The organism is Oceanobacillus massiliensis str. N'diop, assembly GCF_000285495.1.
Classification (GTDB): Bacteria; Bacillota; Bacilli; order Bacillales; family Amphibacillaceae; genus Oceanobacillus; species Oceanobacillus massiliensis.
In genome coordinates, this window is record NZ_HE610976.1 from 1,161,914 (window position 1) to 1,179,355 (window position 17,442).

Genomic DNA, 17,442 nt, shown 5'->3' on the forward strand with positions numbered 1-17,442 from the left:
TACTTGAAGGACGCTAATCATGAATGGGAACGAAACAAATAGGCTGGTGAAAGGTGCATTGCTTCTGACATTTGCAGGACTCATCAGTAAAATACTAAGTGCGGGCTATCGGATTCCTTTGCAGAATCTGACAGGGGATATTGGATTTTATATCTATCAGCAGATCTATCCTTTGCTCGGCATAGCCCTGACACTATCTTTATATGGCTTCCCATCCGCCATATCAAAAATGGCGGTCGAATGGAAGGCCGCAGGGAAGCACCTTTCCTACCGGGAATTCTATCTTCCCATTTTCCTGATTCTAGGGGCGATAAATGGAGCAATCTTTCTATTTATATCACTGAATGCAGCGGCAATAGCCGGCTGGGCTGGGGATGATAATTTAGTGCGTGCCTATCGATTGGCCGCATTTGCCTTTCTGCTTATCCCCTTTTCCGCATTGCTGAGAGGGGTCTATCAGGGGAAATATTATATGAAGCCGACTGCTTTTTCTCAAATAGGCGAACAGCTTGTACGCGTGTCTATCATCATTATTGCAGCTGTCTATGTCGCTTCCGGGAAACAACCTTTATATGAAATTGGGCAGGCCGCAGCACTGGCATCAATTTGCGGTGGAGCTGCAGCCATTCTCATTCTTGCATTTTTCTTTAGGAAAACGCATTTGGTTTCCAATGAGCGGTATAAGATTCCTTGGAATTATTTTATGAAAACGCTGTTGATTCTTGGTATTGTTGCGGCACTGAATCATATGGTCCTGCTTGTTATCCAGTTTGCGGATGCATTTACATTGATTCCAAGCCTGAAGCAATACGGTCTGTCTCAAATGGAGGCAATGGAAGCAAAGGGTGTCATTGACCGCGGACAGCCGCTTATCCAGCTTGGAATGGTACTCGGTTCTTCTTTTGCGCTGGCCATGATTCCGTCTATCTCAAAGGATAAGCTGGCCGCAGATCAGGATCAGGCAGGGTTTTATAATTATATTCGGGCTGCACTGCTTTTTAGCTTTTATTTAGCGGCAGGGGCGACAATCGGTCTTATTGCTATATTCCCAGAAACCAATCTGCTGTTGTTCCAAAATGATAAGGGAACGGCGGAATTGCAAATACTGGTATTAGCGATATTCCTTTGCTCCATGTCGATTACAGCAACCTCCATTCTTCAGGGGCTGGGCAACATTAAGAGGACAGCAGGATTTATTCTGGTTGCCCTATTTATGAAATGGACAGGGAACCAGCTGCTTGTACCTGAATGGGGGATCATGGGCAGTGCCATTGCAACGGTCCTCAGCTTACTGGTCTTATGTATTATTGTGATGTATGAACTGAAAAGGAAATTACCTGGACTTGATTTCCTGCGAAGGATTAACTGGCAAGGACTGCTTATCGCGAGTGCTGCTATGCTCGCATATATCTTTCTGGTTGATTGGCTGTTTTCCGATGTGGCAGCTGATTCCCGGTTAGCATTGCTGATGTATGTTTTATTTATTGCGCTGACAGGCGGCATCATCTTCATCTGCATTCTTTTGCGATGCAGAGCATTTACAGAGCAAGAACTGAAGATGCTGCCTAAATCGGAGCTGTTTATACGTATTTATAAAGGGAGGAACAGGCATGGGTAAAATTGAAGTCATTGGACTTGGTGCAGGAGATGCAGAACAGCTTCCGCTTGGCATCTATAGAAAACTGACACAGTCTGAGACAATAATATATACTAGGACAATTGATCATCCGGTAATTGAAACATTGAAGGCAGAGGATGTCAGATTTGATTCATTTGATGCCATGTATGAGGAAGAAGAACAATTTGGTGCGGTGTATGAACGTATTACAGAGGCATTGCTTGGCTATGCAATGGAATCCGATCAAACGATCATCTATGCCGTTCCCGGGCATCCAATGCTCGCTGAGAAAACGGTCCAGCTCTTATTGGAACAGGATGCCGTAGACGTTAAGGTTGCCGGGGGACAGAGCTACCTGGATGACTTATTTACGTCGCTAAAAATAGATCCGATTGAAGGCTTTCAATTTGCCGATGGTACATCGTTCAATCGAAGTGAGCTGGATTACCGGCATCACATTATATTCTGCCAAGTGTATGATCGCTTTATTGCCTCTAACGTCAAACTGGCGCTGCTGGAAGATCTTCCGCCTGATTATGAGGTTACCATTGTCGAAGCTGCAGGAAGCAATCTGGAGAAAATCACCGTAGTTCCCTTAGAAGAGCTCGATCACTCCATGGAAATCAGTAATTTAACAAGTGTTTACATACCGCCTGTACCAGAATATCTGCTGCACCATACATTCTCGAAGCTGAAAGAAGTAATGGCAACTTTAAGGGGTCCTGATGGATGCCCTTGGGACCGGGAGCAGACCCATGAATCTCTTCGGGAATATACAATAGAGGAAGTGTATGAACTAATTGATGCCATTGATGCACAAGATGATGCCAACATCATCGAAGAGCTTGGAGATATCCTCATGCATGTGCTGCTGCATAGCCAAATTGGCACCGATGCCGGCTATTTTACGATTGATGATGTAATCCGATCTATTACAGACAAGATGATTTTCCGCCACCCCCACGTTTTCTCAGATACAAAAGTGAACTCTGTTGATGATGTAACCAAAAACTGGGATCAACTCAAGAAGGAGGAGAAGGGAGATCAGCGCCAGTCGGTACTCGATGGTGTCCCAACACATCTGCCGGCGCTTGCCAAGGCTTTTAACCTTCAGAAAAAGGCAGCAAAGGTTGGCTTTAATTGGGAAGATGTCCAGCACATCTGGGAGAAGCTTGATGAGGAGATAAAAGAGGTACAGGAAGCAATCGAAAGCAAGACACCAGATGATATAGAAGATGAATTCGGAGATGTTCTATTTGTACTGGCCAACCTGACAAGGTATTATAAAATTAACCCCGAAATAGCGTTAAATAGGGCTAACCGAAAATTCATTTCACGCTTTACGTATATAGAAGAACAATTGAAACAGCAGGAGAAGGACATAAACAAGGCAACGCTGGAAGAAATGGATGCATACTGGAATCAAGCAAAAGAAAGAGAGTGATACCATGAGATTGGATAAATTTTTGAAAATATCCCGGATAATAAAAAGAAGAACATTGGCAAAAGAGGTTGCTGAACAGGGGCGGATTACCGTGAATGGAAATACGGCCAAGGCTTCCACCGTCCTTACACCTGGAGATGAACTGGTTATTCGCTTTGGACAGAAGCTTGTGACTGTTAAAGTAAATGATCTAAGGGAAAATGTAAGAAAAGATGAAGCAGAAACACTATATACAATTGTCAAAGAAGAAAAGGTTGAATAGAGTTCTATACTTGTCCCTCCTATCATAAATTAATAATGATAAGGAGGGTTTTTTATGAACTATTATGAGAACAAAGAAACAACGACCCGTGTCGAGACCGACCATTCTGTAAAGTTGAATAACCGCAAAAATCTGGAGATAACCGGTGTAAAGGAAGTCGATAGCTTTGATAATGAAGAGTTTTTACTTGAAACGGTAATGGGATACTTAATCATCAGGGGGCAGAATCTGCAGCTGAAAAACCTTGATGTGACAGAAGGCGTCGTTACCATAAAAGGTAAGATTTATGAGCTTTCCTATGTCGATGAACAGCAGCAGGAGAAAGCTAAAGGATTTTTTAGCAAGCTGTTCCGATGACACTTGGCATCCAGTTCCTGACAATGATCGCCATGGTTTTAAGCGGTATTTATTTGGGTATCGTACAGGAAACCTTCCGCCGGTTTACACGATACTGGAAAAAGCGGATTCTATTAACTTATTTCCTGGAATGCTGCTTTTGGCTGACACAGACCGCCATTATATATTATGTGTTATTTCGTGTGAATGCGGGGGAAGTGAGGCTATATGTTCTCCTGGCGTGTTTTCTCGGATTTTCTGTTTATCAGGTCTTGTTAAGGTCAGTCTATAAGAAGCTATTGGAAAGATTAATCCGAATCGGAGCTGCTATCTATCGGTTTTTCAGCAGATTGGTCCATATGCTTATTATTTCGCCAATTTCTTGGTGCATTCGCTTCATTATACGCCTGATTATGTCGATAATAATGTTGTTGACTACCATCATCCTGTTTATATTAAAGGTACTTTTCGCCCCATTTCGGTGGATTTTAATCGGTATTTATCGATTGCTGCCCAAACCAATTAAAAACTTTTTAAACAAAATAGCAGGATTTTATAGTACAATGAAGAATATATGTTATAAATGGGTGAAGTATCTCAAGTTTAAGAGGAGGTAAGAGCTTTGTCGTCAAAGAAAAAAACGATAACAAGATTAGACTCGAATTATATGCAGCAGTACGATGCGTACATAGAAAGACAAAAGAGAAAAAAGCAGCGGCTGATTCGTCGTCTTGCGTTATTTTCTATTGTTATAGCACTGACTATAGGGACTATGGCTGTATACCATTTGAAACAGAGGGAACTTCAGGCGGAAAAAATAGAGCAGTATGAACAACTCGAAGAAAAGCTTGCAACATTGAAAAAGGAAGAAGAGAAAATGACGGAAGAGATAGAGCTGTTAAATGATAAGGATTATGTCCTCGATATCGCTCGCACGAATTACTTCTTCTCTAAAGAGGGTGAATTAATCTTCAAGCTCCCGAATGAAGACCCATCTTATTGACACTTTTATAACGGATTAATATACTATATAAGAACTACATTTAATCTTTTAAGGAGGAGCATTTTTTTTATGTCAATCGAAGTAGGCAGCAAGCTGCAGGGGAAGGTAACCGGAATAACTAATTTTGGAGCGTTCGTGGAGCTGGAGGCAGGAAAAACCGGCTTGGTCCATATTAGTGAGGTTGCTGATAACTATGTCAAAGACATTAATGAACATTTGACAGTAGGTGACGAGGTCACTGTAAAGGTTATTAATGTCGAAAAGGACGGAAAAATTGGCTTATCGATCAAGAAAGCGAAGGATCGACCAGTCCGCCAAAAAAGTCCAAAAGAACGGACTGAGAATTTTGAATCGAAAATGAATCGTTTTCTCAAAGATTCAGAAGATCGATTAGCCTCTTTGAAAAAGCATACGGAATCCAAACGCGGAGGCCGTGGTGCGAAAAGAGGATAGCAGTTGCTGTCTATAGACAATGCTCTACTATATATTTAAAAGCAGGCGCCAAGGAAAAGGGCATCTGCTTTTTATTTTGGAATGGAATCAAGAAAAGACCATGCAGCATAACCGTTTTCAGGTCCTTTGCTTGCATGGTCTTAAGTAAAATAAAGCATCTGTTTTTTTTGATAGCGGCGGAGGGGATCGAACCCACGACCTCACGGGTATGAACCGTACGCTCTCGCCAGCTGAGCTACACCGCCAAATAAGTCAACAAAAAATATATTACATTACAGAACGCACTATGTCAATAGGAAATGATAAAAAATGACTGTTTTCTCAAAGATTGCTTTTTTAAATAAATGCTTTATCCCTGCTCCGGAAATACACTACGCTTTCCGCGGGCTCGCGATGAGCCTCCTCGCTCGCAAAGTTCGCTCCCTGTGGGGTCTCATCGTCTTCGCTTTCCTGCAGGACAAGGAAGGCTGCTTCAGCAAGACATCGCACGCAGAAATTGCGAATGCAATTTCAAGGAGTCTCCGTGTATTTCCTCCGCTAAGATTTGGCCTTCTGAATCGAATTACTGATATTCGATTCGATGTAATTTGATGATATGCTTTATCCCCACTCCGGAAATACACTGCGCTTTCCGCGGGCTCGCGCTAAGCCTCCTCGCTCGCAAAGTTCGCTCTCTGTGGGGTCTTAGCGTCTTCGCTTTTCCCGCAGGAGTCTCCGTGTATTTCCTCCGTTATGATTTGGCTTTCAGAATTAAATTACTGATAATTACTAAGCTGATGGATTGGAGCATAGGGCAGTCGACTCCAGCGGGAATAGCAACAGCTGAAGATCCCGCAGGAAGTGGGTTTCTTCCGAGGAAGCTGAAGCGTTGCCCGCGGAAAGCGACTGCCCGGAGCGGAAATCGGCAGTTGCTGTTAAAATGCCTATTCCAAGTTAAAAAATAATAATAACCGGAAAGCACAATGACAACATAGTGTTTTTTATATTCGTATGTATTAGAAGTTGTTGGTAATTAATAAACGGCAGCTGTTTGTATTGTCTGTCATGAAAATTAAAAGATCGCCCTTTCGTTAGCTGCAGGAAAATATACTGCAAGTAACGAGGGGGCGATCCTTTTGGGTCTTTTTCCTATGGTTCTTATTGTAGGTTTAATTGCTAGTTAACTTTTACTGATAAGGGAAAAATGATGCAACCTGTCCCCATATGGGAAGTACCAAACGCATCGGCCGGTCAGGTCACAACCTAAATCATTTATCTATTTCGAATGTGATGGGTTAACATTTTGGTTTACCTGTCTTTTCGAGCTGGATTTAGTGGCCATTTGTTGATTATATTCCTGATCCTCTTCTACAGGAGCGGTTCGCTTGATGAAGAAAGATAAGATAAACCCTAAAACAGCAAATACTGTTGCAACCATAAAGGAATCGTTTATCCCTTGTATCGAGGCAAGATTTTCGATTGAAATAAGCTGCAGCTCGGAAGGCGTTCCTGAAGCTGGCATAAAATCAGCTACGTGCTTTGCTGTCTGGCTGCTCATCACAGTTACCAAAAAGGCAGTCCCGATTGAACCGGACATCTGGCGTAATGTGTTGGCCATTGCGGTTCCGTGAGCATATAGACGCCTCGGAAGCTGATTTAAACCGGCTGTCATAATCGGCATCATAATCATCGATATGCCGACCATACGCAAGCTATAGCCAAACATCATGAAATAATAGCCGGTTTCATCGGTGAGATTAGCAAATAAAAAGGTTGTTAGTGCTGTTATGCCAAGCCCTATCAATGCTAGTGGGCGTGCACCGATCCGGTCAAATAGTTTACCGGTTATAGGAGACATAAAGGCCGATATGATCGCACCTGGCAATAAGAGCAGACCTGATTCCAGTGGGGAGAACCCACGGATATTCTGTAAATAGATTGGTATCAGGATCATGGCAGCGAACATGGACATGGTAACTACAACATTTATAATCGTCGTTAGTGTAAACATATTGTATTTGAACACTCTGAACTCAAGCATCGGTGTCTTCAATCGGAGCTGGCGGCTTACAAAGAAGAACATGATTCCTGCCCCTGCAATTAGAGGTAGAAGAACTTCTATACTTGTCCATCCCTTTTCACCGGCGCTGCTGAATCCATACAGCAGTCCTCCGAAAGCGAAGGTAGATAAGACGATGGATTTATAATCTACTTTTGGTTTCGATACTTTGGTTACATTTCTCAGAAGGAAATAAGCAAGGATAATATCAATTACTGTAATGGGCAAGACGATAAAAAATAATACTCTCCATGAATAGGATTGGACAATAAACCCAGACAGAGTAGGTCCAATCGCTGGAGCAAACATCATTGCCAGTCCGATATAACCCATCGCTGATCCGCGTTTTTCAATTGGGAACAGACTTAGAATAACGTTCATCAATAGAGGCATCATAATTCCAGCACCTGCCGCTTGCACTACCCTTCCCATAAGAAGTGTTGGGAATGAAAAGGATATTCCGCAAATCAAGGTCCCCAGTGCAAAGAGTGACATTGCTGTGAGGAATAAGTGCCTTGTTGTAAATTTCTCCATTAAAAAAGCGGTAATAGGTATCAATATCCCATTTACCAGCATAAAAATGGTCGTTAAGGACTGGGCAGCATTCGCTGACATCTCCATATCAACAATCATAACTGGAAGTGCCACATTTAAAAGTGTTTGATTTAATATCGCAACAAACGCACCAAGCACCATGACAAAGATAATCGGACCTTTTGGCACTTCGGACGCTTCAACAAAAACTGATCTATCTTTCAATTCGTTCATCTCCATTTTCTTTGATCTTTTCTTTTACCAATTGATGAAGCTCCAATAATATCTCGATATCTTCATCACGAATCGTATTTAAATGTCGCAAACGTTCGCGAAATAATTTTTGACCTTCTCTTTCCTTCTCTTCTCCCAGCTCGGTAAGATTAAGAATGATGGCCCTCCGGTCAGTTTGGGACTGTTCTCTCTTCAGGTAGGAAGCTTTTACCAAACGATCCACCGTGCTGCTGACCGCACTTTTATTAATCTTCATTTTCTTGGTAAGCTCATGCAACCCCAAATTAGGCTCCTGAGAAATAAGTTTGAGTATTTGCAGCTGCGAAACTGTAACCCCAAGTTCGTTTGCCAGATGCCACATCTGCTTATAGAAAAATTTGTTTACCTCATGAAAAGAGGAAATAATTTTATCGACTTTTTCACCTTTATCCATTTCGAAACTCCTTCGTTATAAGAAAAGTTCACGTGTGAACAATTTAACCTAAAAGCTAGTATAAATAAGCGATGCATAATATGCAAGTATTATTTTTTCGTCAGAACATTTTGGAATTCGGCAAACATTGGCAGCGTCTTTCCGATTGTATATATCATCCGATGTCATCTGCATAAGGCTGTCCAGCAGAAAAAGCAACGCTTGTTCTTGTTGAAATCTGCTTCTTATCTAGAATGGCGTCGAACGATTTATGGGTTTCACTCTGCTATTTTGACAAAAAAAGAAGGAATAATATGGTTTACTAGATTGAAAGATAGGGGTGGATAAAAATGATAGGATCAATTCCAAGGGTGGGATCGGGAGACTTCATAGGAAATAAAGCAGAAAAGAAGGGGACGATACGAACAGGAATCTATATGAAAATGAAGTTAATTCTACTTGAGTACGGATGGCTTTATTATATCGCAGCCTTTTTACTCGGACGGGCTGTCATTCTATCGGCTGTTTCTCCATTTGCCGTGGCATTCATTGCTTCCATGTGGTTCATTCATCGGGAGAAGAGTTTCAAATCCATGCTTGCTGTCCTGGCGGGGGCGTTGAGCTACTCGATGACACATTCTATTTTTATAGGACTGGCAATGGCTGTTTTTCTCCTGCTTGCAGCACTTGGCAAGAAATGGAAGCATCAGCAAATCGTTCTGCCACTTGCTGTATTTGTCTCGACTGCACTTCCAAGAATGTTTCTCTATTCGGTACGGGATACCATTACACCGTATGAATGGCTTTTGCTAATTGTTGAAGGAGTACTGGGAACAGTTCTAGTATTGATATTTATGCAAAGTATTCCTCTCTTATCACCTAAAAGATATAAACCTGCATTAAAGAATGAAGAAATCGTTTGTATGATTATTCTCATTGCCTCCGTTCTGACCGGTATGATTGGCTGGCAGTTTTATGGTGCCTCAGCTGAGCAAGTCTTTTCCCGTTATTTTGTATTGTTGTTCGCTTATATTGGAGGCGCTGCCATCGGATCCACGGTTGGAGTCGTTGCTGGCTTGATATTGTCCCTTGCAAGTGTTGCAAATCTCTATCAAATGAGTCTGCTTGCATTTTCTGGTTTGCTTGGAGGGCTTCTTAAAGAGGGAAAGAAGCCCGGAACTGCCATAGGTCTGCTTGTCGGTACATTTTTGATTAGTATATACGGAGATGCTGTTTCATTGGTTCCTTCTCTTATAGAGTCATCGATTGCAATTCTATTATTTTTATTAACACCTGCTTCCTGGTTCAGCAGGATCTCGCGCTATATACCAGGCACAGAAGAATACACCCATGAACAAGAGCAATACCTGCAAAAGGTTAGAAATGTCACGGCCAGGAGGGTTGAACAGTTTTCCGGGGTATTCCAGGCACTATCAAAGAGCTTTTCAGTATCTGAAACATCCCCGGCAGATGAGCAAGAGACAAGACGTGAGACAGATTATTTCCTAAGCCAGGTTACAGAAAAAACATGTCAAAATTGCTTTATGAAGGACCGCTGCTGGCAAAAAGAGTTTCAGCAGACCTATTCCCTTATGGAGGAGATGAAAGATGACATTACAGAAGGGGAAGAGCCAAATAGGAAGGTGATGCGGGAGTTTGAGAATCATTGTGTAAAATCGAGAAAAGTAGTGGAAGCAATGAAGGAGGAAATGACGTATTTTGAAGCAAACCGAAAATTAAGGCAGCAGGTAATGGAGAGCAAGCGCCTGGTTGCTGACCAATTGCAGGGAGTTTCCGAGGTGATGGAAGACTTTGCAAAGGAAATTTTAAAAGAACGTCAGCATCACGAACTGCAGGAAAGCCAAATCATTAATGCATTGAAGCATATGGGAATTGACTTGGAAAAACTGGATATTTATCAATTGGAAAAGGGGAATGTGGATATAGAAATGACGGCAACATTTTATGAATACCGCGGGGAAGGAGCAAAACTGATTGCCCCAGTATTATCGGATATTTTAAATGAGATGGTTATTGTGAAAGATGAGGAGATATCACCGTTTCCTAATGGATATAGCTATTTGGCATTCGGTTCTGCAAAAGAATTCACGGTACAGACGGGAGCAGCAAGTGCTGCAAAAGGAGGTGGCCTGGTTTCTGGAGACAGCTTCACGACGATTGAGCTTGGGGCAGGTAAGTTTGCCATGGCAATCAGTGATGGAATGGGCAATGGAAAGCGGGCAAGGGAAGAGAGCATGGAAACGCTCCGATTATTGCAGCAGATACTTCAAACGGGAATCCCGGAAAAGGTGGCAATAAAGAGCATTAACTCCATTCTGTCATTGCGAACGACCGAAGAGATGTTTGCAACACTTGATTTAGCGGTGATGGACTTGCATGATGCCTCTGTCCGATTTCTTAAAATCGGATCTACACCGAGCTTCATTAAACGGGGATACAAGATGATAAAAATTGAAGCAAGCAATCTTCCAATGGGGATTATTCAGGAGTTTGATGTCGAGATTGTAAGTGAACAGCTAAGCTCGGATGATTTGCTCATCATGATGAGCGATGGAATCTTTGAAGGTCCGAAACACGTTGAAAACATAGACCTATGGCTAAAACGGAAAATACGGGAAATGGATACTGATGACCCACAGGAAGTAGCAGACTTGTTGCTTGAAGAAGTGATTCGGACAAGGTCCGGGGAAATAAAAGATGATATGACCGTCCTTGTTGCCAAGATCGCCAAGACCAGTCCGGAATGGGCGGCAGTACCGGTATACGGGAATAAAGCTCTATAGAAGGAACGCCCTGCCTCCACTTTTGGTGCCTTTGCTTATGCCTGCGTTTCAGACCAGTCGCCTCCACTTTTCTTGTCTAGTTTCGGCTCCCAGAAACTCCGGACATAAGCAATTCACGCTTCAAGCGCGGAAAGGCATGCGCTTTTGGTGCCTTTGCTTATGCCTGCGTTTCAGACCGGTCGCCTCCACTTTTAATATGTATATTCTTTTTTTGTTTTGGCGATGATGGTAGTGGAATAAACAGGGAGGTTTGGGCATTGAAAAATGGGACGTTGAAGCAAATATTATTACTTACGGATGGTTGTTCAAATAAAGGGGAAGATCCTTCTGCCACGGCAGCCCTTGCCTATCAGCAGGGAATTACGGTGAATGTCATCGGGATCCTCGAGGATGACCAGACGGAGAGTCCGGATGGATTACAGGAAGTGGAAGACATTGCGTTGTCTGGTGGAGGTGTCAGTCAGATCGTTTATAGTTCTTCCTTATCTCAAACTGTGCAGATGGTAACGAGGCAGGCAATGACACAGACCTTGCAGGGATTTGTCAATAAGGAGTTGAGACAGATACTTGGATCGGACAAAAGTCTCGAAGACCTCGATCCGGAAAAACGCGGTGAGATTATGGAAGTGGTTGAGGATATGGGCGAGACGAGTGATCTGGAAGTGCTTGTCCTTGTTGATACAAGTGCGAGTATGCACAGTAATCTGCCAACAGTGAAAGAGGCGCTGATTGACCTTTCCATTAGTTTGAATTCACGAATTGGACGAAATCGTTTTAGCATTTACAGTTTTCCTGGAAAACGCAAAGATATCGAAAAGGTGTTTGATTGGTCACCAAAACTGGATTCCATCTCTACCGTTTTCCCGAAATTGACGAGTGGGGGAATTACGCCTACAGGACCAGCAATCAGGGAAGCAATGTACCAGTTCGGCAAAAAAAGCTTACTAAGGAGCTTCAGGCATGAAGATGAATCCGGTATGGAAGAAGCAGGCTATTGAACTTAGACCGGGAACCCGCATACATGGGAAATGGCATCATAAAAGCTATACCATTCAGAGAAAACTTGGTGCGGGGGCAATCGGGGATGTTTATTTATGTGAATATGAAGGAAGACCTGCTGCGCTGAAGATCAGTGAAAAGGGTTCATCGATGACCGTAGAAGTTAATGTGCTGAAGTCATTGGAAAAGGTCCAAGGAAAACGTCTTGGACCTTCTTTGCTTGATGTTGATGACTGGACCTCGCAAACTGGCAACATATTTTCCTTTTATGTGATGGAGTATCTTCAGGGACAGTCGCTGACCACATTTATTCGAACAAACGGCAAAGCCTGGATCGGTGTTTTTATGCTCCAATTGCTGGAGGATTTGGAGAGCCTGCATCAAGCCGGCTGGGTCTTTGGGGACCTGAAAACAGAGAATCTGATAGTGGTATCCTCCCCTCCAAAAATACGTTGGGTTGACGTTGGGGGGACAACCCGGACGGGCAGGGCAATTAAGGAATACACGGAGTTTTATGACCGCGGATATTGGGGAATTGGTACAAGACGTGCTGAACCAAGCTATGATCTCTTTGCATTTGTAATGGTATTTTTAAATATCTATTATCCGAACCGTTTTGTTAAGAATGGCGACCAGCCAGAGAAGCTATTAGCTAAGAAAATTGATAATGTGAAGGACCTGTATTCCTACCGAAATATATTGAAAAAGGCAATCAAAGGAAGCTACCAATCCAGTGCCGAAATGAAAAGGGATCTTGTAGCAGTCCTTAATGATGTCAATAAACGGCAATCCTATCATCGGACGAAACAGAGAGCATCATCAAGATTATTTTTGGTGGAATCGGGCGGGATTGGGATACTTGCTCTGATTTTCTACCTTTTTTCTCTACTTTTTTAGCTGTTGCTTGTATGATAGGGTATAGATATAAAAATCTCTGGAAAGAGTTGGAAGCGGATGGAACAGAAAGTCCTTGCATTTATAAAAAAGCATCAATTGCTCAAAAGAGATGCCACGGTATTGGTAGCCGTATCGGGCGGTCCGGATTCGATGGCACTGCTGCATTTTCTATGCGGTATAAAAACCGAATGGAACTTAAAGCTGATAGCTGTATCTGTCGACCATCAGCTGAGAGGAAATGAATCCTATGAGGACCTGCAATATGTCAAAAACATTTGCAAGGAATGGGGTGTTAGGTTTGCGGGTGCTTCACTGGATGTCCCGGCCTATAAGGAAAAGCATGGTATTGGTACAGAGCTTGCTGCCCGCGAGGTCCGATACAGCTTTTTTGAAGAACAGATGGAGAAATTCGATGCAGATTTTCTGGCGCTAGGGCATCATGGAGATGATCAGGTGGAGACGATGCTGATGAAACTTTCACGTGCTGCATCCTCAAGCGCTTTTACCGGAATCCCCGTATATCGAAAATTTTCTGCAGGCTGCATTATTCGGCCATTTCTTTGTATAAACAAGCGGGAACTCGAAGCATACTGCCGGACACATCAGATAGCTGCCAGGGTGGATCCGACTAATCAAGATAATGACTACACACGTAATTTTTTCCGCAATCGAATTATTCCATTAATAAAGGAGAAAAATAACAATATACATATTACCGTTCAGCATTTAAGCGAAACACTTTCTGAGGATGAATCCTTCCTCAGAAATGAGGCAGAAAAGATGGTAAATGAGGTTGTTGATTTCCAAGCTGGAAACAGTATGGCGGCATTTGAGACGAATTTATTCAAAAACCGCGCACGCGCTTTACAAAGACGTGCCTATCATCTAATATTAAACTATCTATACGAGGTCTTGCCAAAGGACTTATCCTATGCGCATGAACAACAGTTTTTTGCCTTATTGCAGCGTGAAGAAGGAAATACCCGGATTGATTTTCCATCTTCATTAATATTGGAAAATAATTATGGAAAAATGATTTTTATTTCACGGATAATAAACCTAACCTTTCCTATCACTACACGTTGACTATTCCAGGCAAAGTCGCTTTGCCAGACGGATCTACAATTACAGCAAACTTCGCAGAACACAATACAGAAGCAGATGACTTTTCCCATTCCATCCCAGCAGAGCAAGTTACGCTGCCATTACATATCAGAACAAGAAGACCAGGCGATAGAATGAGCTGGAAGGGATTAAATGGAAGCAAAAAACTGAAAGATATTTTTATAGATGCAAAAATACCTTTAAGTGAAAGGGAAACCTGGCCGCTGGTAACAGACGCTCAGGAAGAGATTCTCTGGCTTGTCGGCCTGAAAAAGGGCCAGGCAAACACACAACAGAAACAAGGACCAGCCATCCGGCTATATTTTGAAAAAGGGAACATTTAGGAGGACATACAATGCATCAGGACAACATGCATGGTCAAATCGACCATATATTAGTGACAGAAGAAGAAATAAAAGCAAAATGCCAGGAGATCGGCAAGCAGCTTTCTGAGGAATACGATGGTAAATTCCCGCTTGCGATTGGTGTATTAAAGGGCGCAATGCCGTTTATGTCCGATGTGCTGCGCTATACGGAAATCCATCTCGAAATGGACTTTATGGATGTATCCAGCTATGACGGAGGAACAACGTCTTCAGGTGAAGTGAAAATTGTAAAAGACCTGAACACAAAGGTAGAAGGCAGAGACCTGATCATTGTTGAGGATATTATAGACAGCGGCCTTACACTAAGTTATCTGGTTGATCTGTTTAAATACCGCAAAGCAAGATCCATCAAGATTGTCACATTACTCGATAAGCCATCAGGCAGAACAGCATCCATCAAGGCAGATCTGATTGGCTTTGAAGTACCGGACGAATTCGTTGTCGGATACGGATTGGATTATGCGGAAAGATACCGTAATCTTCCTTATATCGGTGTCTTGAAACCGGAAGTCTATGGCGGCGAATAATTTGCTTTAAACAGCATGGAAAACAAAGCAGAATGATGAAAATTCCTCTTTCGAAGGAATATTTGTACCAAGGGTGAAATAAATCCTGAATTTAAGTTATATCAGTTGTATTTCAACTTTTTCGTGTGATACGATGTACTATAGTTTTTCCCCGCTTGGGAGGAGGTTGGCAATGAGTCAGATATTTCGTAATGTCCTGTTTTGGATACTCATTTTCTTTGTCATCATTGGTGTAATAGGAGTATTCAACGGGCAAGGTGAAGAAGCAGAACAATATAATGTACAGAAATTTATGGAAGCCTTAAATAATGGTGAGATTGAAGAGTTGACATACCAGCCTGCGAATGGAATTGTCCGTTTTAATGGTACATTGGCAGATGGCGAAACTACCTTCGTTGCACAGGTTCCTGATAATACAGAAATTATTGCTGAAATTACAGATACAGCAACAGAGCAAAGTGTGCTTAACGTTGCTGAAGAGGAGCAGCCGAGTCCATGGCTTACCTTCTTGACAGGAATCGTTCCGTTCTTATTGATTGGTCTTTTCTTCCTGTTTATTCTAAGTCAGGCACAAGGTGGCGGCGGTGGCGGCCGTGTCATGAACTTCGGTAAAAGCAAGGCAAAAATGTACACTGAAGATAAGAAAAAAGTCCGTTTTAAAGATGTAGCAGGAGCAGATGAAGAGAAGCAGGAATTGGTTGAAGTTGTTGAATTCCTCAAAGATCCTCGCAAATTCGCTGCGGTCGGTGCACGTATCCCTAAAGGGGTGCTGCTCGTAGGACCTCCTGGTACTGGTAAGACATTGCTTGCGCGTGCTGTTGCAGGCGAAGCCGGTACTCCGTTCTTCTCCATCAGTGGATCGGATTTTGTTGAGATGTTTGTTGGTGTAGGTGCCTCCCGTGTTCGTGATTTATTTGAAAACGCGAAGAAAAACGCACCATGCATCATTTTCATTGATGAAATAGACGCTGTCGGACGTCAGCGTGGAGCAGGACTTGGCGGTGGACACGATGAGCGTGAACAAACACTTAACCAGTTGCTTGTTGAGATGGATGGTTTCGGTGCTAACGAAGGCATCATTATAATTGCAGCGACAAACCGTGCAGATATTCTTGATCCTGCGTTATTGCGCCCGGGCCGCTTTGATAGACAGATTATGGTTGACCGTCCGGATGTCAAGGGACGTGAAGCAGTATTACAGGTTCATTCCAAGAATAAGCCTTTGGACGATACTGTCGATCTTAAAGTAATCGCTATGCGTACACCAGGATTTTCAGGTGCAGATCTTGAGAACCTGCTGAACGAGGCAGCATTGATTGCTGCAAGGGACGACCGCAAGGCAGTGAATCAATTGGATATTGATGAAGCGATTGACCGTGTAATTGCAGGACCTGCCAAGAAAAGCAGGGTAATATCGAAGAAAGAAAGAAACATTGTTGCTTATCATGAAAGTGGACACACCATTATCGGCATGGTGCTCGATGATGCGGATGTAGTGCATAAGGTGACAATCGTACCGCGTGGTCAAGCTGGCGGATATGCAGTAATGCTTCCGAAAGAGGATCGTTACTTTATGACCAAGCCGGAACTCTTTGATAAAATCACCGGATTATTGGGTGGCCGCGTTGCTGAAGAGATTATCTTCGGCGAGGTAAGCACCGGTGCATCCAATGACTTCCAGCGCGCCACTAGCATTGCCCATAAGATGATTACTGAATATGGTATGAGTGATAAAATCGGACCACTACAATTCAGCAGTGGCGGAGGCGGCAATGTCTTCCTTGGCCGCGATATTCAGAACGATCAAACATATAGTGATGCAATTGCGCATGAAATCGATAAAGAAATGCAGAACTTCATCAATTATTGTTATGATAGAGCCAAGAAGATACTTACTGAGAACAAAGATAAGCTGGAGCTTGTCGCACAGACATTGCTTGAAGTAGAGACACTTGATGCGAAACAGATCAAATCTCTATTTGATGAAGGCAAGTTGCCTGATCCGGTTGTAGTGACGACTACTAATTCAGATGATGTGAAGGTAAATATCCATTCTAAAGATGATGAGGAAGTAGAATCTCTTTCCTATGAAGAAGCGAAAGAAAAGGCGGATTCAGAAGAAAAGAGCTATATCAACGACCCAATCATGGGTGATAAAGATTCGGATTCCGATTCAGAGGATAAAAAATAATTTATCATATAAAAGCAGCCTTAAGTTAAGGCTGCTTTTATTTTGCCCTTTTTCTGTAAAGGCTCTTTCGTAAGTATTGTAATTAGAAATTATGATGTGGTAATCTCCACTCCGGAAATACACTACGCTTTCCGCGGGCTCGCGCTAAGCCTCCTCGCTCGCAAAGTTCGCTCTCTGTGGGGTCTTATCGTCTTCGCTTT

At 42.8% G+C, this 17,442-nt stretch carries 16 protein-coding genes and 1 tRNA gene; 14 read left to right on the top strand and 3 right to left on the bottom strand.

Annotated elements, in window-relative coordinates:
• Nucleotides 1–19: 19 nt before the first annotated feature.
• From OMHG_RS05515 to OMHG_RS05545, 7 genes are all read left to right on the top strand, one after another.
• Complete coding sequence (locus OMHG_RS05515) at nt 20–1,618, top strand: putative polysaccharide biosynthesis protein (protein ID WP_010649009.1); 1,599 nt, start codon at nt 20–22, stop codon at nt 1,616–1,618.
• Nucleotides 1,611–3,062 (top strand): bifunctional methyltransferase/pyrophosphohydrolase YabN, encoded by a 1,452-nt coding sequence (gene yabN / locus OMHG_RS05520; RefSeq protein ID WP_010649012.1) that lies wholly within the window; start codon nt 1,611–1,613, stop codon nt 3,060–3,062. Before OMHG_RS05515 ends, yabN begins: the two co-directional genes overlap by 8 nt.
• Before the next feature lie 4 nt (nt 3,063–3,066).
• Nucleotides 3,067–3,324 carry an RNA-binding S4 domain-containing protein gene (locus OMHG_RS05525; RefSeq protein ID WP_010649013.1) on the top strand — a complete coding sequence of 86 codons (258 nt, stop codon included), beginning with the start codon at nt 3,067–3,069 and terminating at the stop codon, nt 3,322–3,324.
• 54 nt (nt 3,325–3,378) lie between these two features.
• Nucleotides 3,379–3,681 (top strand): sporulation protein YabP, encoded by a 303-nt coding sequence (gene yabP, locus OMHG_RS05530; RefSeq protein WP_010649014.1) that lies wholly within the window; start codon nt 3,379–3,381, stop codon nt 3,679–3,681.
• Nucleotides 3,678–4,277 (top strand): spore cortex biosynthesis protein YabQ, encoded by a 600-nt coding sequence (gene yabQ, locus OMHG_RS05535; protein WP_010649015.1) that lies wholly within the window; start codon nt 3,678–3,680, stop codon nt 4,275–4,277. The genes yabP and yabQ overlap by 4 nt, the downstream gene beginning before the upstream one ends.
• A gap of 5 nt (nt 4,278–4,282) precedes the next feature.
• Nucleotides 4,283–4,663 carry an FtsB family cell division protein gene (locus OMHG_RS05540; protein WP_010649016.1) on the top strand — a complete coding sequence of 127 codons (381 nt, stop codon included), beginning with the start codon at nt 4,283–4,285 and terminating at the stop codon, nt 4,661–4,663.
• A 69-nt stretch (nt 4,664–4,732) separates the two neighbouring features.
• A complete protein-coding gene (locus OMHG_RS05545; protein ID WP_010649017.1) occupies nt 4,733–5,116 on the top strand; it encodes a S1 domain-containing RNA-binding protein in 384 nt (127 codons plus the stop codon).
• Between the two features lie 171 nt (nt 5,117–5,287).
• On the opposite strand, the gene OMHG_RS05550 is transcribed toward OMHG_RS05545, so the two are convergent.
• From OMHG_RS05550 to OMHG_RS05570, 3 genes are all read right to left on the bottom strand, one after another.
• A tRNA-Met gene (locus OMHG_RS05550) sits at nt 5,288–5,361 on the bottom strand.
• Between the two features lie 1,010 nt (nt 5,362–6,371).
• Complete coding sequence (locus tag OMHG_RS05565; protein WP_044476802.1) at nt 6,372–7,922, bottom strand: DHA2 family efflux MFS transporter permease subunit; 1,551 nt, start codon at nt 7,920–7,922, stop codon at nt 6,372–6,374.
• Entirely contained in the window at nt 7,903–8,355 is a 453-nt protein-coding gene (locus tag OMHG_RS05570; protein ID WP_010649021.1) for a MarR family winged helix-turn-helix transcriptional regulator, read from the bottom strand. The genes OMHG_RS05565 and OMHG_RS05570 overlap by 20 nt, the downstream gene beginning before the upstream one ends.
• 329 nt (nt 8,356–8,684) lie before the next feature.
• On the opposite strand from OMHG_RS05570, the gene spoIIE reads away from it, so the two are divergent.
• The 7 genes from spoIIE to ftsH all read left to right on the top strand — a co-directional run bounded on the left by spoIIE (nt 8,685) and on the right by ftsH (nt 17,242).
• Nucleotides 8,685–11,138 carry a stage II sporulation protein E gene (gene spoIIE, locus OMHG_RS05575; RefSeq protein WP_010649023.1) on the top strand — a complete coding sequence of 818 codons (2,454 nt, stop codon included), beginning with the start codon at nt 8,685–8,687 and terminating at the stop codon, nt 11,136–11,138.
• Nucleotides 11,139–11,395: 257 nt separating this feature from the next.
• Nucleotides 11,396–12,136, top strand: coding sequence for a VWA domain-containing protein (locus tag OMHG_RS05580; RefSeq protein ID WP_010649024.1), 741 nt, complete (start codon nt 11,396–11,398; stop codon nt 12,134–12,136).
• Nucleotides 12,099–13,034 (top strand): protein kinase domain-containing protein, encoded by a 936-nt coding sequence (locus tag OMHG_RS05585; protein WP_010649027.1) that lies wholly within the window; start codon nt 12,099–12,101, stop codon nt 13,032–13,034. Before OMHG_RS05580 ends, OMHG_RS05585 begins: the two co-directional genes overlap by 38 nt.
• A gap of 57 nt (nt 13,035–13,091) precedes the next feature.
• Nucleotides 13,092–14,120 (top strand): tRNA lysidine(34) synthetase TilS, encoded by a 1,029-nt coding sequence (gene tilS, locus OMHG_RS05590; protein ID WP_237566137.1) that lies wholly within the window; start codon nt 13,092–13,094, stop codon nt 14,118–14,120.
• Nucleotides 14,117–14,482, top strand: coding sequence for a tRNA lysidine(34) synthetase TilS (tilS, locus tag OMHG_RS18980; RefSeq protein WP_237566138.1), 366 nt, complete (start codon nt 14,117–14,119; stop codon nt 14,480–14,482). Before tilS (OMHG_RS05590) ends, tilS (OMHG_RS18980) begins: the two co-directional genes overlap by 4 nt.
• Nucleotides 14,483–14,493: 11 nt before the next feature.
• Complete coding sequence (gene hpt, locus OMHG_RS05595; protein ID WP_147629005.1) at nt 14,494–15,051, top strand: hypoxanthine phosphoribosyltransferase; 558 nt, start codon at nt 14,494–14,496, stop codon at nt 15,049–15,051.
• Nucleotides 15,052–15,223: 172 nt separating this feature from the next.
• On the top strand, nt 15,224–17,242 hold the full coding sequence (gene ftsH / locus OMHG_RS05600) for an ATP-dependent zinc metalloprotease FtsH (protein WP_010649033.1): 2,019 nt from the start codon (nt 15,224–15,226) through the stop codon (nt 17,240–17,242).
• The last annotated feature ends 200 nt before the right edge of the window (nt 17,243–17,442 follow it).